The 19,914-nt window shown below is 68.4% G+C and carries 16 protein-coding genes and 1 pseudogene; 11 read left to right on the top strand and 6 right to left on the bottom strand.

Going from position 1 to position 19,914, the window contains the following annotated elements; genetic code table 11:
- The first annotated feature begins 195 nt into the window (after nt 1-195).
- From ACFV1J_RS01030 to ACFV1J_RS01010, 5 genes are all read left to right on the top strand, one after another.
- Nucleotides 196-915 carry a WXG100 family type VII secretion target gene (locus ACFV1J_RS01030; protein ID WP_385855070.1) on the top strand — a complete coding sequence of 240 codons (720 nt, stop codon included), beginning with the start codon at nt 196-198 and terminating at the stop codon, nt 913-915.
- Nucleotides 912-4,820: a DUF6531 domain-containing protein gene (locus ACFV1J_RS01025; RefSeq protein ID WP_385855069.1), complete on the top strand. Its 3,909-nt coding sequence runs from the start codon at nt 912-914 to the stop codon at nt 4,818-4,820. Before ACFV1J_RS01030 ends, ACFV1J_RS01025 begins: the two co-directional genes overlap by 4 nt.
- A 34-nt stretch (nt 4,821-4,854) precedes the next feature.
- On the top strand, nt 4,855-5,199 hold the full coding sequence (locus ACFV1J_RS01020) for a hypothetical protein (protein ID WP_385855068.1): 345 nt from the start codon (nt 4,855-4,857) through the stop codon (nt 5,197-5,199).
- Nucleotides 5,200-5,489: 290 nt separating this feature from the next.
- Entirely contained in the window at nt 5,490-6,236 is a 747-nt protein-coding gene (locus ACFV1J_RS01015; protein ID WP_385855067.1) for a hypothetical protein, read from the top strand.
- A gap of 16 nt (nt 6,237-6,252) precedes the next feature.
- Entirely contained in the window at nt 6,253-6,996 is a 744-nt protein-coding gene (locus ACFV1J_RS01010) for a hypothetical protein (protein ID WP_385855066.1), read from the top strand.
- Nucleotides 6,997-7,086: 90 nt separating this feature from the next.
- Here ACFV1J_RS01010 and ACFV1J_RS01005 read toward each other — a convergent pair whose 3' ends face one another.
- The 6 genes from ACFV1J_RS01005 to ACFV1J_RS00980 all read right to left on the bottom strand — a co-directional run bounded on the left by ACFV1J_RS01005 (nt 7,087) and on the right by ACFV1J_RS00980 (nt 13,681).
- Nucleotides 7,087-7,887 carry an alpha/beta hydrolase gene (locus ACFV1J_RS01005; protein WP_385855065.1) on the bottom strand — a complete coding sequence of 267 codons (801 nt, stop codon included), beginning with the start codon at nt 7,885-7,887 and terminating at the stop codon, nt 7,087-7,089.
- A 114-nt stretch (nt 7,888-8,001) separates the two neighbouring features.
- Nucleotides 8,002-8,565, bottom strand: coding sequence for a hypothetical protein (locus ACFV1J_RS01000; protein WP_385855064.1), 564 nt, complete (start codon nt 8,563-8,565; stop codon nt 8,002-8,004).
- A gap of 162 nt (nt 8,566-8,727) precedes the next feature.
- Nucleotides 8,728-9,834 (bottom strand): endonuclease/exonuclease/phosphatase family protein, encoded by a 1,107-nt coding sequence (locus ACFV1J_RS00995; protein WP_385855063.1) that lies wholly within the window; start codon nt 9,832-9,834, stop codon nt 8,728-8,730.
- 3 nt (nt 9,835-9,837) lie between these two features.
- Nucleotides 9,838-11,712 (bottom strand): peroxidase family protein, encoded by a 1,875-nt coding sequence (locus tag ACFV1J_RS00990; RefSeq protein ID WP_385855062.1) that lies wholly within the window; start codon nt 11,710-11,712, stop codon nt 9,838-9,840.
- 198 nt (nt 11,713-11,910) lie between these two features.
- Nucleotides 11,911-12,306 carry a hypothetical protein gene (locus ACFV1J_RS00985; protein WP_385855061.1) on the bottom strand — a complete coding sequence of 132 codons (396 nt, stop codon included), beginning with the start codon at nt 12,304-12,306 and terminating at the stop codon, nt 11,911-11,913.
- 280 nt (nt 12,307-12,586) lie between these two features.
- The gene (locus tag ACFV1J_RS00980; protein ID WP_385855060.1) at nt 12,587-13,681 is read right to left on the bottom strand and encodes a LacI family DNA-binding transcriptional regulator; all 1,095 of its coding nucleotides are present in this window, start codon (nt 13,679-13,681) and stop codon (nt 12,587-12,589) included.
- A gap of 344 nt (nt 13,682-14,025) precedes the next feature.
- Here ACFV1J_RS00980 and ACFV1J_RS00975 point away from each other — a divergent pair.
- The 6 genes and pseudogenes from ACFV1J_RS00975 to ACFV1J_RS00950 all read left to right on the top strand — a co-directional run.
- Nucleotides 14,026-14,142, top strand: a pseudogene (locus tag ACFV1J_RS00975) (sugar ABC transporter ATP-binding protein); the annotation flags it as partial.
- A 100-nt stretch (nt 14,143-14,242) separates the two neighbouring features.
- The gene (locus ACFV1J_RS00970; protein ID WP_385855059.1) at nt 14,243-15,547 is read left to right on the top strand and encodes an ABC transporter substrate-binding protein; all 1,305 of its coding nucleotides are present in this window, start codon (nt 14,243-14,245) and stop codon (nt 15,545-15,547) included.
- A 10-nt stretch (nt 15,548-15,557) separates the two neighbouring features.
- The gene (locus ACFV1J_RS00965; RefSeq protein ID WP_385855058.1) at nt 15,558-16,571 is read left to right on the top strand and encodes a carbohydrate ABC transporter permease; all 1,014 of its coding nucleotides are present in this window, start codon (nt 15,558-15,560) and stop codon (nt 16,569-16,571) included.
- The gene (locus tag ACFV1J_RS00960; RefSeq protein ID WP_385855057.1) at nt 16,568-17,404 is read left to right on the top strand and encodes a carbohydrate ABC transporter permease; all 837 of its coding nucleotides are present in this window, start codon (nt 16,568-16,570) and stop codon (nt 17,402-17,404) included. The genes ACFV1J_RS00965 and ACFV1J_RS00960 overlap by 4 nt, the downstream gene beginning before the upstream one ends.
- A 52-nt stretch (nt 17,405-17,456) precedes the next feature.
- Entirely contained in the window at nt 17,457-19,106 is a 1,650-nt protein-coding gene (locus ACFV1J_RS00955) for a glycoside hydrolase family 13 protein (protein WP_385855056.1), read from the top strand.
- Between the two features lie 105 nt (nt 19,107-19,211).
- Nucleotides 19,212-19,748, top strand: coding sequence for a hypothetical protein (locus ACFV1J_RS00950; protein ID WP_385855055.1), 537 nt, complete (start codon nt 19,212-19,214; stop codon nt 19,746-19,748).
- Nucleotides 19,749-19,914: the final 166 nt, after the last annotated feature.

Here is a 19,914-nt window from a genome sequence, read left to right as displayed (position 1 = left end):
GCACGATCACCGCGGGCGGTCCACCCGTCGTACGTCCCGGCGCCAGCACCCGCATCCCCCGGCCCAGACCTGTTCCTGACGCTCACCAGATCGAGCCTTTGCCGCTCTCTTGCGTCACCTTGAGAGTCCTCCGGCGCGCTGGTCCGGATACTGCTGCGGGGGGTCGGTATGGCTATTGAGCTACCTGATGCGGTGGTGTCGTTCCTGCAGTTCATCGGGGTGAACTGGCCGAACGTCAATGAGGACAAGGTCCGCGAGTTCGCGTCTCATGTACGGGACTTCGCGCAGAAGGTGGACGACACCCACAAGGACTCGACCACGACGATCAACCAGCTGGGCGAGGTGTACCAGGGCAGGTCGTACGAGGCGCTGCTGGCCAAGTGGGGGCAATTGTCCGACAGCCACATGTCGGAGCTGGTCACCGCCTGTCACACAGTGGCGACCGCATTGGACCTCGCGGCGGACACCATCGTGGCGATGAAGGTGGCGGCGATCGGCGAACTCATCGCGCTGGCGATCACTTTCATCGCCGACCAGGCGGCCGCAGCGGTCACCCTCGGGGCCGCGGAGGCAGCCGAGGCGCTGGTCGTGGCGGCGGCCAGGAAACTCGTGAATTTCCTGGAGCAGCAACTCGAGCAGTACATCATCGGCCAGGTCATCGAGGCTGCCATCGACCCCTTGGTGGAGGTGGTAGGCAAAGCGGTGGGCGGGATGGTCTTCCAGGCCGCGGAGTCGGCACTCGGTGTCTCCGCCGGGGAAGGGGGCGGTGGCGGTGGCGGTGGCGCCGGGGAGAGCTTTTCCATTCATCCCGAGGAGTTGCACTCGCGCGCCGAATTGCTCCGCGGCCATGCACGCACGGTCGCGTCGCATGCCGCCGATTTCGAGGCCAAGGCCGCGGGGGTGAGCTTCGAATGAGCAACCGGATCGTCAAGGCGCTCGAAGACGGCGCCGAAAAGCTCGGCAAGACTCTGGCCAAGGACGCCAGCAAGGCCGTGCAGGACCTGTACCACGGCGCGGGTGACCGGCTGAAGAAGGTCGCCACCAACCATGCCGAGAACGACGCCAAGCACGCCGCGGAACTCGAGAAGATCCTCAAGGGCGGCAAGGAAGACATGCCGCACGCCCCGCATTCGACAGGCGGCGGCCGTGCCGGCAGGGGCGCCGGCTCAGGCGGCGCCCGGAGCGAAGCCGAAGCCGGCCATCCCCAGGACAAAACCCGGAGCGACGCCGGCAAATGCACCGACGGCACCGATCCGGTCGACCTGGCTTCGGGGAAGGTCTTCCTGTCCCAGACCGATATCGCCCTGCCTGGTGTTCTCCCGCTGAACTTCACCCGGAAATACGAGTCCTCGACCCGGATCGGCCGGCACTTCGGCCCGTCGTGGTCCTCCAGCGTCGACCAACGGCTGGAGGTGGACGACGCCGGCGTCGTCTTCGTCACCGAGACCGGGATGCTGCTGCAGTATCCGCTTCCGGAGACCGGTGAGCGGGTGTGGCCGAAGGACGGTCCGCGATGGCCGCTGATGCGCACACCCCAGGGTGACTGGGCGGTCAACGATCCGGAAACGGGGCACACCCGCTACTTCAGCGACGCCTCGCATGCCCCCGGAATCGCCCTGCCCGACGAGATCACGGACCGCAACGGCAACCGGATCACCTTCGACTACGCCGATGAGACCGGAATCCCGTACGCGATCCGGCACAGTGCCGGCTACGAGCTGAAACTGACCTGCGACGAGGAGGGGCGCCTCACCGCACTTCACCTGGTGGGCGCGGCCGAGGACGGCGCGGACCAGCTCGTGAAGTCCTACGGCTACGACGAGTCCGGCGACCTCACCACCGTCACCAACTCCGCCGGTGCGGTGACACATTTCGAGTACGACACCGAGCACCGGATGACCGCCTGGGTCGACTCCCACGCCTCACGCTACGAGTACACCTACGACCGCCACCACCGCTGCCTCACCCAGTCCGGGGCGGACGGCCACCTGGCCAACCGGTTCACCTACAGCGAGCCCGATGCGGAGCGCGGCCACCGCACCACCACGCTCACCGATGTCCAGGGCGCCGTCACCCGGTACGTCGTCAATGAGCGGCTCCAAGTCATCGCGATCACCGACCCGCTCGGCAACACCACCCGGACCGAACGCGACGCCGCGGACCGTGCGACGGCGGTCATCGACCCGCTCGGGAACACCACACGGTACGCCTACGACGACTACGGCCACCTCGTCTCGGTCACCCATCCCGATGGCACGCACACCACCGCGTCCTACAACGACCTCGGTCTGCCCGTCACGCTGACCGGGCCGGACGGGAGCGTCTGGCGTCAGGAGTATGACGCCCGTGGCAACCGCACCGCCCGTATCGACCCTGCCGGCGCCGCCACTCGCTATGCCTACGACGAGCGCGGCGGGCTCAGCGCCGTCACCGACGCCCTCGGCCGGACCATCCACGTCAGCTGCGATCCGACCGGCCTGCCGCAGGCCGTCACCGATCCTCTCGGTGCGGTCAGCCGGTACCGCCGTGACGGCTTCGGCCGCGTCATCGCCGTCACCGACCCGCTGGGGGCCACCACCCACTACACCTGGACCGCTACCGGCCACCTCGCCACCTGCACGGATCCCACGGGCGCCACCCAGGAGTGGACCTACGACGGCGAAGGCAACTGCCTCACCCACACCGACGCCTCAGGTCGCCTCACCCGCTTCGCCTACACCCACTTCGACCTCTTGGCCGTCCGCACGGATCCCGACGGCGCTCGGTACACCTTCACCCACGACGCTCGTCTCCGACTTACCCAGGTGACCAACCCTCAGGGCCTGACCTGGGACTACACATACGACGCGGCCGGACGTCTGGTCTCCGAGAGCGACTTCGACGGCCGTGTCGTGACGTACACCCACGACCACAACGGCCTTCTCGCGACCCGCACCAACGCCTTGGGTGTCACCACCGCCTACCACCGTGATGCCTGTGGCCGTATCACCCGTAAGGACACCGCCGGGCGCAGCACCACGTACACCTACGATGCGGCCGGTGCCCTGCTCCTGGCCGCAGGGCCCGATGCCACCGTCACGTACGAGCGCGATGCCCTGGGCCTCGTCACCTCGGAGACCGTCAACGGCCGCACGGTGTCGACCGCCTACGACCTCCTGGGACGTCCGGTCCGCCGCACCACTCCCATCGGCGCCACCACGACCTACCGCTACGACGCCGCAGGCAACCGCACCGTCCTCGACGCCGCCGGCCACTCCCTCACCTTCACCCACGACCCGTCCGGGCGGGAGAGCCTCCGGCAACTGGACGACATCGTCACACTGGCCAGCGACTGGGATCCCGCCGGCCGGCTCACCAGCCAGACACTGACCGGGGCCCGCCACACCACACCACTGCAACGACGCGCCTACGCCTACCAGGCCGACGGCACCCTCCACACCTGCCACGACCAACTGGCCGACAGCACACGGCGGTTCACACATGACGCGGCCGGCCGCGTGGTCACCGTTCGGGCGGTCGACTGGTCGGAGTCCTACGCCTACGACGAAGCCGGCAACCAGACACACGCCGAATGGCCCGACCGGCATCCAGGCTCCGCGGCGCGCGGCGAACGGACCTACGACGGCACCCGCCTCGCCCGTGCCGGATCGGTGCGCTACGAGCACGACGCCCTCGGCCGCGTCACCCTCCGCCAGCGCACCCGGCTGTCCCGCAAGCCCGCTACCTGGCGCTACTCCTGGGACGTGGAAGACCGTCTCGCGTCCGTCACCACCCCGGACGGTACGCAGTGGCGCTATGTCTACGATCCGCTGGGCCGGCGCATCGCCAAGGAGCGACTGGCCCAGGACAACGCGACGCCGGTCGAGCGCACCGAATTCACCTGGGACGGTTCGGTTCTCGTCGAGCAGGTCACGCGCACCTCCGAAACGCCCACCGCTACCGCCCTCACATGGGACCACAACGGTCTCGTACCTGTGGCACAGACAGAACGCAAGGTCCCCGCTCCGGGCGAAGACCCGGCTGTCGGTCCGACCGGGCACTCCTCGCTGGCGGCCGCTCCGCAATCCGTGATCGACGAGCGCTTCTTCGCCATCGTCACCGATCTGGTGGGCGCTCCCACGGAACTCGTATCGGAATCGGGCGAGATCGCCTGGCACACCCGTACCACCCTCTGGGGCACCACCACGTGGAATCGCCACGCCTCCGCCTACACGCCCTTACGGTTCCCCGGTCAGTACTTCGATGCCGAAACCGCCCTGCACTACAACTACTTCCGGCATTACGATCCGGAGACCGGGCGTTATCTGTCCACCGATCCACTCGGACTCGAACCCGCCCCGAACCCTTCCACGTATGTGGCGAACCCGCACACCGCCGTCGACCCGTTGGGCCTCAGTCCCTGCAACACGGCCGCACAGGCGGACCTGGCGAAGCTGCGAGCCGATATGAACATGCCGGCCATCGCCAACGACACCCAGAAACCGATGAGTACTCTGGGCCGGCTGGACATGGATGGGCACGATCCCCTGTATGGCCAAAATGGCCGAATACCGCGCCCTGTTCCCTATCCCGGTGCGGGAAACGGAATTTCCCGTCTGTCGTTCGAGGACCATGCCGAAGGAGACGTGTTCTCGCAGGCCATGGCCCGGGGGCAAACCGGAGGGACGGCACGGCTCTACCTCGACCGCGACCCATGCAACTTCTGCCGCAACAGCATGGCGGGGTACGGGCGCTGGCTGGACCTTGACGCCTTGCACGTATACGGCCCGAACGGACTACACGGGACCTATACTAGGGGCGGCAAATACGTCTTGGCATAGGTGGATCCACATGCACGTAAAATACGAGACCTGGGTGCCCACGCACGAGACGCGCATCGTCGAGCGGGAAGACCTGCCACGCGTCTATCGAGAGGCCAAGGAACTCGCCTCCCCGACCTTCACTTGGAACGACCTCGGCGACGAAGTCCTGATCGTCACGGTCGGTGCGGATTATTCCACGGCGACCCTGATGAAGGACGATACCTTCTACAACCTCGCGGTCTCCACCAGTGACGAATTGCGGGAAATCCAGGTTTCCGGTGACACTTCCCTGTGGCCGGAGGGCCATATCCTCCCCCGGGAGTTGGGCCTGGAAGTCCTGTTGCGGGCCCCCGATATTGATTCCCTGATGCACGAATACACCTGGGAGGAACAGTAGCGGGGCGGACCCATCGCTTGCCCGCGCCGCCCCCGGACCAGACGTTCTCCGCCCGGCATGACTGGCGGGCGGAGGGTGCGCTTCGGTCGCGGCGCAGGCATCGCCCCCGGGGACAGGCATCGCCTCCGTGCGCAGTCATCGATTACGTACGCATGTGCTGCGGATCAGTTGACGACACCGCTCGCCGCACCGCCCACTCGAAAGGGGCACCACCTCACCACGTGCTTTGTGGCTGTTGGGACGGTACGGTGACTTGCGATCACGCTCATCGCTGTGAGGTTAGGAAGCGCATGACTGACTCCGTTCGCATGACTGACTCGGTTCTCCTCCAGACCATCGAAAGTCTCACCAGCACGCTGCCGGAACTTGAGGAGCGGGAAAGGCGGTTGCGGGAGCAGCTCGAAGGGGTGGTCCAACGGGTGCGGTCCACCCGCGAGGCCCTGGAGCACCTGCGCGTTCTGACCGGCGCCGCTGCTCCTGCCGGCCAGTCTTCGCCCGCCCCTGCCGTACCGGACGCGGCACCCGAGGAAGACGGCGCGAGCGAACCGGCAGACGGCGCCGGCCAGGACGCCGCAGAGCCCCTCGCAACTGTCACGCCGGAGGCGGCCGAAGAGCCGGTGCGTGCAGCCTCTGCCGTGCCCCAGCCACGTGCCGCGTCGTCTTCGCGCGCCAAGTCCGGCACCGCGACGTCCAGCACCGCCAAGAAGCGCAATGCCAAGAAGGCGGCGGCGAAGAAGGTGGCGGCGAAGGCGACCAAGAAGACTGCTGCGACTGTGCGGCCGAAGGCGAAGAAGGCTGCTTCGAAGCGGGCCGCTGCCGACCGGCCGGCCGACGAGGGCGCGGGCAAGCTCATCGATGCTGCGCTCACCGTGCTCAGGAACGCCGGCGCGCCGATGCGCGCCCGTGAAATCAACGCGGCCCTGGGCCGGGAGGCCACGCCGGGGCAGATCGAGTCCGTGCGCAACACCCTCGACCGTGTGGCGAAGCAGCAGAAGCTGGTGACCCGTCCCGGGCGGGGCACGTACGCGGCAGTCTGACTCCAGGCACAGCAGGGTGACTGCGTCGAGGGCCGCAATCGGACGGGACGGCCTGCGGGTCAAGATCGCTGTGCAGCGGGTGCGGCTGGGTGGCGAGGAATTCCGGGTGATCCGCCCAGTGGCACCCCTGAACAATGCGGCCCTGTACGAGACCGGTCACCGGTACGAGATATATGTGGACCGGACGGATGGTCGACGCATCGGCACGTTGTGGCTGCTCGCGGCGCGGTCCCCGCGGTCGTTGGTCCATCTGCCGATGCGCGCCACCCCGACCGCGCCCGGAACCGGCTGGCGGGATGAGAGGCCACTCGATCTCGTACTGGCCCACCGGTCGTTGCAGTTCCGGCCGTCCCGCTGGAAGCGGCTGCGCCAGTGCATCAGCGCGGGAAACGCTCCCCGCGAACTACGGACCGCCGGCGTCCCGGAGAGTGATGTGCTGCCCGACCGGAAGACCGGTCACGCGACCCCGGGCGCCGCGGGCGACCAGCGGAACGGGAACCTGCTGCGCTGGCACCTCCACGCCGAGACGCTGTTCCTGACCGGCACGACCAGGGCGTTCCGGGAATCGGCTCCACCCTTCTTCGCCGTGACGAAGGAGGGCCCGCCCGCTGCGGCGACCGAGCTGTACCTTCCGGGGCCCGGTTGCAACTACCACGTCTGCCGGGACTTCTCCGCGCGGCAGGGACTGCATCCGCAGTCGCAGGATGAGTTCCATGTGGTGTTCTCTCCGCGCTGGGTGCATGGAGCGGCACGCCGATGAGCCACTCTGCGCACCCGGTGCAGCGGTATCGGCGCCCGACCGGCAAACCGGACGCCGATACCCCTCACGTCACGTCAGCTCAGTTCGGCTTCAGTCCGACGAGGTGACGGTCCGGCCGAGGTGCCGGGCGAAGAAGCGGACCGCGCTGTCGGCCTCGAACCTGGGCAGTTCCTTGTGCCTGCCCGCGTTGGCGTGCAGCGTCTTCTCCTTCGAGGCGAAGGCGTCGAACAGCGCAAGACCGGCCTCGCGGGGGATGTACTCGTCGTCCCACTGCAGGTCGAACTCGATCGGGATGGTGATCTGCCTCGCCTTCTCGGCCAGGGCATCGGGCCAGTGCTGGCCGAGGACCGCGGCGGTGATCCTGGGTTCGCTTGCCACAAGCGGTACTCCGATCACGGTGCCCATGTTGATGCCGAAGTAGCCGACCGGCTCGTCGGCGCCGATCTCCGGAAGTGCCTGGAGGGCGTCCAGGGTTGCCTGCCACTCGGGCACGGCGCGCTCCGCCAGGTGGGCGTTGTAGCGCACGACGATCGGGCCTTCCGGCTCGCCCGCCGCCCTCGCCTGGAACAGCGCGGCGATCTCCTGCTCGTCGTGTGCTGTGCGCGGCCGGTCGCCGTGACCGGGCGCGTCGATGACGGCGACATGGAAGCCGCAGCCGGTCACGAGGAGGTGGGCGCGGCCGGCCATCGCCGGATGCTTCTTGTGGTTGCCGCCGCCATGGCCCATGAGGACCAGCGGTGCGCCAACGGCACCGGAAGCCGGCGACCAGAGAACGCCGGGCACGTCACCCATGGTGAAGTCGCGTTCGATCATGCCGTTGGAGGACGACTCGGCGGTGAACCGAAGAGTGTGCGGAGGGTGCGGGGAGTGCAGTGAGTGCAGTGAGTGCATGGTGTTGCCATTCGGGAGTGCCTTGTTGTCGGGGCGCTCCCGGCGACACCTATGTCCATCGCCCGGCCGTGACGAAGAGGAGGAGCACCCATTCGGATACCTCGTTCATGGGTCTCACAGCGCGGTGTCCTGGTGGGAGTCCTCCCCTTCCGCCACTTCCTCCAGCAGGTCGGCGATGATGCCGTCCTCGTCGTCGAACGTCAGCCACCAGTCACAGAAGGCGCGGCCGTACTCCGAGAGGGCTGCGTCGTACACAGCGCCGGGGTCCTCGGCAGGCGTCAAGTCGAAGGTGTCCTTGAGCCAGCTGACATAGGCGTCCCGGGCGGGCACGTCGTCCGGGTCATCGGCATCGTCGGCGGCGAGCAGACGGAAGAGTTCCCGCACATTGCGCGCGGCGATGAACAGGTCGCCCTCGTCCCCGCAGAAGATCACCGGCAGGGTGGCGAGGTCCGCCCGGTCGTCGCACGTCCACAGGGCGTAGAAGGAGCCGGAGTGGGTGGCCTGGGCGAACGGGATGAGACGGGCCCGCATTTCGGCGGGTGGGTTCGGGCCCAGGCTGGCGACCCTGCCGTAGGGGAAGAGCTCAAATCCGTCGGAGAAGGGCTCGCCTTCCACACGCTCCTCGAACTCCTTGAGGCGGTTGAGTTCCGGTATGGGGGAATAGGCGCTGCTGCTCATGACGTCTCCGCGGGCGGCGGTCCGATGGGTGGATGCGACGCCATGAGCGTATCGACGGGGTCTGACAGTGCTGTCCGTACCGGACGTGGGCAACGCCCGGTACGGACACACACCATGCGGTCCGCGGGTCGCCCGCAGTTCAAGCAGGCGCCGTCCGGCTCCTCATATGTCGAGGTCCGCGTAGAGCGCACCGTGGTCGGAGGCCTCGGTCTCCTTGGAGGTCACGGTGGGGAACGACTTGAAGGTGTGGGGCGCGAAGATTCCGCGGCGTTCCACGTCCACTGCCTGGACCTGGTCCCACAGTTCGGGCGAGAACATCAGGTAGTCGATCTTCTGCTTGGGGGACTGGCCGGTTCCGAAGGTGCCTGGTGCGCCCGCGTAGCTGCTGTGGGACATCGCGTCCTTCAGGTTCGTGGCCAGGAGTGACTGGAGCGGTGCACTGTCCGGGGAGTCATTGAGGTCTCCGGCGACCACGACGCGTGGGGAGCGCTGGAGCGCCGCATCGTAGAGCTGGGTGACCCGCTCGGCCTGGGCCTTGCGCTTGTTGGCGGTGTCGGTGGGATTGCCGAATCCCTTGCTCTTGAAGTGGTTGCCCAGGATCCACAGCGTCTTGCCGTCCTTGAATTCGATCTCGAACTCCGGGCAGTCCCGGCTGAAGACGGGCCGGCCGTCGGGGGTGGTGTCGAACAGGTGCGACCGGAGGGAGACGATGGGGAATCGGCTGAACAGTCCGACGTCGATACCGCGGCTGTCGTTGCCGTCGATCAACATGTTGAACGGATACCGTTTGTTGCCCATCAGATCGGCCAGCACCTGCTCGTTGAAACGCTGGAGGGTGAGCCGGTCCTCGACCTCGACCGTGAGCAGGACGTCGGGGTCGACCTCGGCGATCACCCGGCCGGTGTTCTCGACGGTCTCGCGTTGGATGTCATCGCGAATGAGCTCGGCCCAACCTACCCATTCAGCCCGGCCGTCGGCGACGATGTCGAGTGCCCCGCCCTGTCTCACCACGAAGAGCTTGGCGCCGCCGCGGGTCTCGTTCACCAGGAACGGCCGGGTCTTCGACTGGGAATCGGCGACATCGTATTTCTCGAGGATTTCGACGATGGCCTGCTTGTCCTCGGACGAGTACGTCGGGTGATCGAGGAGGGCGACCAGCGCGGCGAAGTCCTCCAGGGTCTTGCGTCGTTCTTCTTCGTCGGCGAGGGCGAGGGCCCGGGGTCGTTGGAAGAGGTTTTCGGTGTTGAACGTGGCGATGCGGATGGTCATGGGCTATTCCTCCCGTCCTTCCTCCCGTCGTGTCGCCTGGGCGGTGTGCCAGGGCACGAACGCGTTGTTCAGGCCTGCGAGGGCGGTACGCAGCTCGGGGTGGTGGCGCAGCAGGACGGTGACCATGGAGTTGTCGTCGATCCAGGCCATACCGGCCTTGGAGTACACCTCGGGCGTGTAGTACTCGTTGAAGAAGCGGTCGCTGTTCAGCCGGCGGGAGGCCATCAGGATGAAGATGCGGAATGCCGTGTCGCTGAAGGCGAATCCCTTGGGGAGCTTCTCCGCGTACATGCCGACCGTCAGGTCGACCTTTTCGATGTCGTCACCGTAGAGCTGTTGGATCTCCCGTGCCCATGCCGGATTGTCCGTCAGTTCCTCGAAGCTCTGCGCGGGCTTCAGCCTCAGCAGTCGGCGGAATTCGTTGTAGCGGGGGACGCCGAGTTCGCGGCTGCGCAGGATGTCGGTGGCGGCCAGGTCCTGCAGATGGCCGTCGGGACGCTCGTATTCCTGCAGGAACTTCGGGAAATTGTGCAGGGTCACGAGGCCTGGGTGGAGGGTTCCGAAGCTGTAGAGGAGATCGGCCATGGGCACGGTTTCCAGGACCTTCAGCGCCTCCGGGCCGGCGATCTCCCGGAAGGTCCGCTCGCCCAGTGTGGCGTCGTCCGCGGCGGACCGCAGATGCCAGTCGTCCCGGACGAGGGGGTGCATACGGTAGACGGCCACGAACTCCTCGGTGAGCGCGTACGGGATGCCGTAGTGGTCGGCCCGGCCGCCGGGGATGCCGCTGATGACCTCGCTCTCGCTGATCCGGCCGAAGAGGTCGTGGACCCGCTCGCCCGCGATGCCCCACCAGTTCGCCCGCAGTGCCTTGACGGTGGTGGGGTGGCTGATGACGGCAGGTGTCCATTCCACGGTGTGGATCTTGGCGAGCAGTGCGGCATTGACGAGCCGCGCGCGCTGGAAGAGTTCCTCGTCACCCCACGACGGATAGGCGGCGTGCAGATGGTCGCAGATCGCGTTGTGCTCGTGGGAGAACAGGTTCTGCATCATCGCGAGGCCCAGCCAGAAGCCCGGCACGAGCGACGGGTCGGTGGCCGGGTCCTGGGAAGCCGGGGACTTCCCGTTGTTCCAGAGGTGGAGCTTGCCCAACTCGCCCGTCCTGAGCCGGCGTTGCTCCTCCTCGGTGGACCCGTAGATCTGCGAGGCGTCCCACCAGTGGGAGTTGACGTTGACGCGGGTGTCGGGTGTCCCGGCGGGGGCCTGCGGGTCCCGGGTCGGGTCGTCGGGTGTCCGCATGATCCGCATCGGGCGCTCCGGCCAGGGGTCGTCGACGACGAGCGGGACTTCCCAGGGGCGTTCGGTCGGGCTCGTACCGTGGCTGAACCAGTCACGGATCATGAACTGGAGCCAGGCGGAGACCAGGGAGTTGACCGACTCGGCGGCGATCATCTCGTTGCGGGTGAGGAGCGCCCGGCTGACCTCTCGCGGGTTCGGCCGGGACAGGATGGACTCGGCGGTGCCCGGAACGATGCGGTCCAGTGGGATGTTGCGGCCGAAGCGGCTTCCCGCCATGCCCATGCGGGGTGCGCCGAGGTCGTTGTGACTGCCGTCGGCGGTGCGGTTGACCCGGTGGCTCGGTGAGGGCGGAGCGGGATCGGGACGGTTGACGGACGGCAGTGCGGTGGTGTCGTGGAGGTTCTTCTGCCGGAGCCTGACGCGCAGGCCGAAGAGGGTCAACAGGCCCGGAAGTACCGGGAGTTTGTCCCAGCCGATGCGCCGGTCGACGGCGGTGGATATGCCGGTGACGATCCGCCACGGGAGGGACGTACGGTAGCCGGCGGGCGGCCGCCGGGGGGTGGTGCGTCGTTGCGTGCCCATCGCGGTGCTCCTTAGCTCAGTCCTGGTCGGGTGGCTTTCGTCGCGTCTCGTCCCGGTTGCGCGCCGCATCGCGGAGGGTCACTTCGCTCGCCCGCGCGTTGCTCCGGTGGATCGTTGTGGCAACCGAGAGGCCGGAATTACGGGGGAAGATCAAGGCATCGGCGGTCCGCTCGGCCGGGCGGGCACCAGGCTCCCGGGTCACTTCCGCTGCCTGTTCCCGGCGTCCTGGCCGGTGGCGGCCAGTACCGTGTTGGTGGCCGAGATGAGGGTGGTCAGGGCGGCGGTGCGCGGAGGTACCTGGCCGCGGATCCCGAGCATCGCGGCCGTCGCGGTGTCACTGCCGTGGATGAGGACGCCCTCGCGCAGGTCCTGGCGCAGCCGGGCGCCGTCGTGGGTCAGCAGGGCGATCCCGAGCAGGATCGTCCGGATCCCGAAGAGCCGGAAGGCGTAGACGGCCGCCGGACTGGGCTCGTGGTCAGGGTCGAGGCGTCGGATGAGCAAGGACGGCGCCAGCAAGCCGGTGACGCCGTTGAAGAGCCGGATTCCGGCCAGTGCGTACACCGAAGCCGGACGGTTGGCCGGTCGCTTGGCCATGGTCGATCTCCCTGGGGGACGCCGTGGCTTCGACGACTGCCTTGCACGAGTCGGCAACGGAGCCACACTCAGCATCCGGTCATACACATCGAAACGACAGCGACATGAAACGACAGCGACATGCGCCTCGATGTGCCGTTAATGCCAGCGTATGGGGGCGGTCATTTGCGCGCACCTCGAAGGCTGGGCAAGGAAGTTGATTCCGGTTCGAACGACGTCGGTAGGGCCGCCACCTGAGTGCGCCTCCCCGAGCGGCAGCGGTTGACCAGGGCCTCGTCGCTCACGCCCCCGGTGCGGTACCGGACCCGTCCGCAGGCGCTTCTCCTCGCGCCCCTTCGTCCCCCGCGGACGGTGGCATGAGCGGGGCCGTGCTCGCCCGGGGGATCAGATGCGTGGGCAGGACGATGTGCCGTGTGCGGTCGGCGTCGGGGGTTTCGATGAGCGCACAGGCCAGCTCGCCGGCGGCGCGGCCGATGTCCGTGGGTGACTGGGCGATGGTGGAGAGCCCCGCCCAGCGGGCGATGTCGTGGTCGTCGAAGCCGAGCACGGACAGTCGTTCGGGGACGTCGAAGCCGCTGTTGCGCAGGGTCGACAGGACCGCGACGGCGAGCTCGTCCTGCTCGACGAAGAGGGCGGTCGGCGGGTGCTGCAGGCTGAGCAGCCGGCCGACCGCCTCGACGACGGTGCGGTCCTGCCCCAGGACGGCGCCGACCACCAGATCGTCGTCCGGCGGGATGCCCGCCTCGGTGAGTGCCTGGCGGTAGCCGGTCAGCCGTTCGTTGGAACTGAAGGTGAAGCCGCTGACGCCGATCGCCCGTAGGAAGGCGATCCGGCGGTGTCCCAGATTGAGCAGGTGCCGGGTTCCGGCGAGCGCCCCGGCCACATCGTCGACGTACACGCTCGCCCGGCCCTCGGCGTGCTGGCTGACGTATATGACCGGCATCTGCAGGTCGTCCAGGCGGGCGCTCTCCTCCTCGGTGAGGTCGAAGGAGAACACCAGCAGGGCGTCGGCGTTCCGGCGGGCGGGCAGGCGCTCGAAGAAGTCGGCCCGCGCGGCCATGTCGGGCACGTAGTAGACCACCAGCTCCAGGCCGGCCGCGCGCAGCACCGGCCCGAGTCCTTCCAGCGCCGAGCCGACGAACCAGGACTTCAGTATCGGTACGAGCACGGCCACCACCCCGGTCTTGCCGGTGACCAGGCTGGCCGCCTGCCGGGAGATGGCGAAGTTCAGCTCTCGGGCCGCGCGCTCGACCCGCTCGCGGACCTCGGCCGAGACGGAGGCGTAGCCACGCAGGGCGCGCGAGACGGTGGAGGCGGAGACGCCGGCGCGTTCGGCCACGTCCGCCATCGTGGGGTGCCGTTGAGCTGGTGACATGCACGGAAGGTAGCACGGTGAGCACGAGTCCCCGGGTATTCATGACAGCGCTGTCACGGCCACCGTAGACGGTGGATTTCGGCGGTTTTTCCCTGCGGGAAGCTGCACGGTACAGCCGAATGACCAGCGCATTACCTGGGCGTAACGCATTGACTTCCCCTGAGGGCGCTCTTAGCTTGAAAGCGCTGTCTCGGCGGTGTCACCGATATCCGCTCGGAGCGACCCTCCATCCTCCTTGACCTGCCCGTTCATCCACTTGATGACGGAGACAGCGTAATCAGTAACGCTCTGCAGGCCTCTCCATGCCATCCGGCTGCCGCTGCCGGGAAGGGACGAGCTTCCGCATGACCACAGTGAGTTTCGAAGAGGTCACCCGGTGCCATCCGGGTGCCGACCGGCCCGCGGTCGACGCGCTCCATCGGGACCTCGCCGACGGCGAGTTCCTGGTCCTGGTCGGCCCTTTGCCCGAGGCGCTGGAGACCGTCGCGCCGGGCGGGCCCGGCGAGCGGCTTCTCAGCGAGTGACCGGCCACCGCCCCGGTTCGCACCCCCAGGAGAGACAGTGAAGATCAGGACCACCAGAGCGCTGCGGAGCGCGGGCGCGGCCTTCGTGGGGCTCGCCGCCCTCGCCGCCTGCGGCGCGAACGGGACCGTCGAGGCCGGCGGACGGCCCACGTTCGAGGGGCGCGGCCCCATCACCTACGTCGCCGGCAAGGACGCCTCCGGGTCCGTCCAGGCGGTGATCGACCGCTGGAACAAGCGGCACCCCAAGGAGAAGGTCACCTTCATCCAGCTGCCCACGGACCCCGACGCCCAGCGCCAGCAGATGATCCAGAACGCCCAGACGAAGTCCGACGCCTATACGGTACTGGCGCTCGACGCCGTGTGGACCTCGGAGTTCGCCGCGCACCGCTGGGTCGACCGGCTGCCGGAGGAGCGGTTCCCGCTGCGGCAGATGCTCAAGCCGATCGTCGAGACCGGGAAGTACCGCGGCGGTCTGTACGCGCTGCCGATGAGCTCGGACGGCGGCATGCTCTACTACCGCACCGACCTCCTCAAGAAGGCCGGGATCGCCGGGCCGCCGGCCACCTGGGCGGAGATGAAGGCGGACTGCGCCAAGGTGAAACGACTGCCCCAGGCGCGCGGGATGTCCTGTTACGCGGGGCAGTTCCAGAAGTACGAGGGCCTGACGGTCAACTTCGCCGAGGCCGTGAACTCCGCGGGCGGTGTCGTCACCGACGCCAAGGGCACCCCGCACGTGGACACCCCGCAGGCGAAGCGGGGCCTGGATTTCCTGGTCAACTCGTTCAGGGACGGCACGATCCCGAAGGACGCCGTCACCTACCAGGAGGAGGACGGCCGCCGCGACTTCCAGGCCGGAAAACTGATCTTCCTGCGCAACTGGCCCTACGCGTATCCCCTGATGGCGCAGAAGGACGGCGCCAGCAAGGTCGCCGGCCACTTCCGTGCCGCACCGCTGCCCGGTCTGAACGGCCCCGGCGCCTCCAGCCTGGGCGGCCACAACGTCGCCCTGTCGGCCTCGGCGGAGAACAAGGCGACCGCGATCGACTTCATGAAGTTCTTCGCCAGCCAGGAGATCCAGCGGTTCACGCTCTCCCGCGCACCGGGCGCGCCGACCTACGACGCGCTCTACAAGGACCCGAAGCTGGTCAAACAGTATCCGTACCTCCCCACCCTCAAGCAGTCGATCCTGCACGCCGTCCCGCGGCCCCGGGTCTTCCGGTACGGCGATGTCACGGCGGCGATCCAGCAGCAGGCGTACGCGGCCCTGACCGGCAGCACGAGCAGCGCGCAGGCGCTGAAGGACCTTCAGCAGACCCTTCGGCAGCAGTCTGCGGGGGAGTGAGGAGCACACCATGGTGACAACGCAGAACCCGGCGGCGCCACGCGCGCTGTCCGTACCGGCCAGGCCCCCGCGGCGGCGGCCCCGGGCCACCTCCGGTTCCGGCCGGCTCGCGGCCCTGCTGGTCTCCCCCACGCTGCTGGTGCTGACGATCGTGGTGCTCTACCCGACGATCGTGGCGCTCAAGGACTCGCTGTACGGCACTCCCGGCCTCAACCCGAAGACCGGATTCGTCAACGAGACCGACCCGTTCGTCGGGCTGCAGAACTACGGCGCGATCTTCGGCGCGGCCGGCGCACGCTTCTGGAACGCGTTCTGGAACACCACGTTCCTGACCGTCACCACGGTCGCGCTGGAAACGGTCATCGGCATCGCCATGGCGCTGATCATGCACCGTGCGTTCCAGGGACGCGCCCTGGTCCGCGCCAGCATCCTGGTGCCGTGGGCCATCCCCACCGCGGTGAGCGGTCTGCTCTGGCGTTGGATCTTCAACAGCGACGGGGTGGCCAACGCCCTTACCGGACAGCACATCCTGTGGACCACCGAGGGGTTCCACGCCAAGCTCGCGGTCATCATCGCCGATGTCTGGAAGACCGCACCCTTCATCGGCCTGCTCGTCCTGGCGGGATTGCAGGTGATCGACAAAGAGGTCTACGAGGCCGCCAAGATCGACGGGGCGGGCGCGCTGCGCCAGTTCTGGAACATCACCCTGCCGCTGGTGAAGCCCGCACTCCTGGTGGCCGTCCTGTTCCGGACGCTGGACGCGCTGCGGATGTTCGACCTGCCGTACATCCTCATCGGCGCGCAGAAGACCTCGGTGGAGACGCTGTCCATGCTCGCCCAGGACCAGGCGGCGAACGTGCGGTTCGGTCCCGCCGCGGCCTATGCGGTGATCCTCTTCGTCTATGTCTTCCTGATCGCGCTGGCCTTCGTCCGGCTGCTGGGCGCCGATGTCGTCGGTGACGAGGGCCCGTCCCCCCTGCGCCGCCGGTGGCGCTCGCGCCGACGCACGGAGGTGGCGGCATGAACACCCTCTCCCCGAGACTGCGCAAGGGACTGCTGTACGCGGGGGTCGCCGCGGTCGTCGCCTACTGCCTGGCACCGTTCTACTGGATGCTGGTCTCCAGTCTGCGGCGGACCTCCGACATCTTCGCCAACTCCCCCTTTCCGACCCGGCTTTCGTTCGAGAACTACCTCGCGGTCCTCGACCCGTCCGAGTCCTTCACCCGGGCGCTGCTCAACAGCGTCGTGGTGGCCGGCATCACCACCGCCGTGGCGCTGGTCCTGGCCACCTTCACCGCCTACGCGATGGCGCGGCTGGAGTTCCGGCTCAAGCGGGTGGTGCTCACCCTGATCATCGCCACCTCCATGTTCCCCGTGGTGTCGATCGTGGTCCCGCTGCTGAAGATGTTCGTCGACTTCGGCTGGATCAACAGCTACCAGGCGATGATCGTGCCCAGCATGTCCTTCACGCTGCCGCTCGCGGTGTGGAATCTGACCGCCTTCTTCCGGCAGATGCCGCAGGAGCTGGAGCACGCCGCCATGGTCGACGGCTGTACCCGCGGCCAGGCGTTCCGCAGGATCATCATTCCGCTCGCCGCGCCGGGCATGTTCACCACCGCGATCATCACCTTCATCGCCGCCTGGAACGAATTCCTCATCGCCCTGTCGATGACGAACAAGCCGGAGATGCAGACGGCCCCCGTGGCCATCTCCAAGTTCTCCGGAGCGAGCCAGTTCGAGACCCCGTTCGGCAGTCAGATGGCGGCGGGCGTACTGGTCACCATCCCGCTCGTGATCATGGTGCTGATCTTCCAGCGCCGGATCGTCGCCGGCCTCACCGCCGGTGCGGCGAAGTAGTCCCACCCACCGCACACCGATGCCCCGAGATCCCCGAGGAGCACGCCGCAGCATGCCCAGCAACCCCGCACCCTGGTGGCGCAGCGCCGTCATCTACCAGGTCTACGTCCGCAGCTTCGCCGACGGGAACGGTGACGGAGTCGGCGACATCGCCGGCATCCGCTCCCGGTTGCCGTACCTGAAGTCCCTGGGGATCGATGCCATCTGGATCAATCCGTGGTACAAGTCACCGATGGCCGACCACGGTTATGACGTGGCGGACTACCGCGCGATCGACCCGCTCTTCGGCACCCTGGCCGACGCCGAGGCGCTGATCGAGGACGCCCACCGGCACGGCATCCGCGTCATCCCCGACATCGTGCCCAACCACACCTCCGACCAGCACGCCTGGTTCCGGGCGGCGCTGGCCGCGGGACCCGGCAGCCCGGAGCGGGAGCGTTACCACTTCCGCGACGGCCGTGGGCCCGACGGGTCCGAGCCGCCCAACAACTGGCGGTCCGTGTTCGGCGGCCCGGCCTGGACCCGGCTTCCCGACGGGCAGTGGTACCTCCACCTCTTCGCCCCCGAACAGCCGGACCTCAACTGGCAACACCGCGACGTCCGGGCGGAGTTCGAGGACGTCCTGCGGTTCTGGTTCCGCCGCGGCGTCGACGGTTTCCGCATCGACGTGGCACACGGCCTGGTCAAGGACCCGGAACTGCCCGACCTGCCGACGCCCGGCGCAGCGGACGCACCGGCGCCCGGGGAGCACACCGACCACCCGTACTGGAACCGCGACGAGGTCCATGCGATCTACCAGTCATGGCGCCGGGTCGCCGATGAGTTCCCCGGCGACCGGTCGTTCGTCGCCGAGGCCTGGGCCGACACTCCCGAGCGGCTCGCCGCCTACGTGCGGCCGGACGCGCTGCACACCGCCTTCAACTTCGATTTCCTGATGACGAGTTGGGACGCCACCGCGCTGCGCGAGGTCATCGACCGCTCGCTGAGCACGCTCGGCTCGGTGGGTGCCCCGGCCACCTGGGTGCTCTCCAACCACGACGTGGTACGCCACCCCAGCCGCTTCGGCCGCAGGGTGGCGAAGAAGTGGGTCGCCAACGCGCCCTACCGGCCCGAAGGCCCCCTCGACCTGGAACTCGGTGTCCGGCGGGCGCGCGCGGCCGCCCTGCTGATGCTCTCGCTCCCGGGCGGCGCGTACGTCTACCAGGGCGAGGAGCTGGGCCTCGCGGAGGTCGAGGACCTCCCCGAGGACGTACTGCAGGACCCCATCTGGGAGCGCTCCGGCCACACCGATCCCGGACGCGACGGCTGCCGGGTACCGATCCCGTGGTCCGGGCAGAGCGCCCCGTACGGCTTCAGCCCGGAGGACGCCACCGGCCGGCCCTGGCTGCCGCAGCCCGCGCACTGGAAGGACCTCAGCGTCGCGGCCCAGACCGACGACCCGGCCTCCATGCTGGAGCTCTACCGACGCGCCCTGCACCTGCGCCGGGACCACCCGGCCCTCGGCGAGGGCGACCTGACCTGGCTCGACGCCCCGGCCGGCGTCCTCGCGTACCGGCGCGAACCGGGCTTCCTCTGCCTCGTCAACCTCTCCTCCGAGCCGTACGAGCTGCCCGCACACGAGGCGGTGCTCCTGGCGAGCGGCCCGGTCGAGGGTGGTCGTCTGGGCCCGGACCAGGCGGTGTGGCTGGCGATGGAGCGGTAGCGGCCCGCTCGTCCTCCGGAGGGACGCGCCGTTCGCCCGCCCGGCGGAGCGGGTGGTTCCCGGGCATGAAGTGGGCGGCGCGGGCCCCGGACCACCCTGGAATCCATGAGAGTTGACGCAGTCGCCCGCATGGCCGCGATCCGCCGCATACTGCTCCGCCCGGCCCGGCCGGCGCCCGCTGGGGGCCGCGTCCGGGTCGCGGTATGGCTGACGGTGGCCGGCTCCCTGGTGTACGTGGGACAGAAGGCGTACATGGCGGCGCGCGGGGAGGTCGGAATGCCCGGTCACCCCGCGCCCGCCCATGTCCAGGCACAGTTCGCACACCCGGGATGGGCCCAAGCAGGCAACGCCTCGCTCGGTCTCCTCGCGGTGTGGGTGGCCTGGGCGACCATCGCGCGCTGGGGTGAGCGCATCCCGCGCTGGGTGCTGCTGTGCGCCCTGGCACTCACCGCGGTGCTGCAGTCGCTGGGAGCGGTGATCACCCTCCAGCGCGCGGACTTCGACCTGGCGCACCTCGGCTGGGGCCCCGTTTACGAGGCCGTCACGGGCAGCGTCGGGATCGCCGCCTGGATCGTGGTGACGGTGTCGTACTTCCTGCGCAGCCGCCCTCGCTCCGCTGCCGTGGCGGAGGCGCACCCGTGACCGTTCGGAATGCTCGGACCGGTTCTTCCACCAACCCTCCTGGACGTGACCCGACCGCGGCCTCCGCCCGGATCGCGTTCTGGTGTGCCTTCGCCTATGGGGCGATGAAGCTCGACTGGGCGCTGGGCGGGCACTTGTTGATGCGTCAGACTCCGCTGCCGGCGGG

Source organism: Streptomyces sp. NPDC059649, assembly GCF_042734445.1.
Classification (GTDB): Bacteria; Actinomycetota; Actinomycetes; order Streptomycetales; family Streptomycetaceae; genus Streptomyces.
This window is presented reverse-complemented; position numbering and strand designations above follow the sequence as displayed.

Bases quoted from the DNA above. Each gene is read 5' to 3' on its own strand.
- ACFV1J_RS01025 (WP_385855069.1), top strand. From the start codon at position 912: ATGAGCAACCGGATCGTCAAGGCGCTCGAAGACGGCGCCGAAAAGCTC.
- ACFV1J_RS01015 (WP_385855067.1), top strand. From the start codon at position 5,490: ATGACTGACTCCGTTCGCATGACTGACTCGGTTCTCCTCCAGACCATC.
- ACFV1J_RS01005 (WP_385855065.1), bottom strand. From the start codon at position 7,887: ATGCACTCACTGCACTCACTGCACTCCCCGCACCCTCCGCACACTCTT.
- ACFV1J_RS01000 (WP_385855064.1), bottom strand. From the start codon at position 8,565: ATGAGCAGCAGCGCCTATTCCCCCATACCGGAACTCAACCGCCTCAAG.
- ACFV1J_RS00995 (WP_385855063.1), bottom strand. From the start codon at position 9,834: ATGACCATCCGCATCGCCACGTTCAACACCGAAAACCTCTTCCAACGA.
- ACFV1J_RS00990 (WP_385855062.1), bottom strand. From the start codon at position 11,712: ATGGGCACGCAACGACGCACCACCCCCCGGCGGCCGCCCGCCGGCTAC.
- ACFV1J_RS00985 (WP_385855061.1), bottom strand. From the start codon at position 12,306: ATGGCCAAGCGACCGGCCAACCGTCCGGCTTCGGTGTACGCACTGGCC.
- ACFV1J_RS00980 (WP_385855060.1), bottom strand. From the start codon at position 13,681: ATGTCACCAGCTCAACGGCACCCCACGATGGCGGACGTGGCCGAACGC.
- ACFV1J_RS00965 (WP_385855058.1), top strand. From the start codon at position 15,558: ATGGTGACAACGCAGAACCCGGCGGCGCCACGCGCGCTGTCCGTACCG.
- ACFV1J_RS00960 (WP_385855057.1), top strand. From the start codon at position 16,568: ATGAACACCCTCTCCCCGAGACTGCGCAAGGGACTGCTGTACGCGGGG.
- ACFV1J_RS00955 (WP_385855056.1), top strand. From the start codon at position 17,457: ATGCCCAGCAACCCCGCACCCTGGTGGCGCAGCGCCGTCATCTACCAG.
- ACFV1J_RS00950 (WP_385855055.1), top strand. From the start codon at position 19,212: ATGAGAGTTGACGCAGTCGCCCGCATGGCCGCGATCCGCCGCATACTG.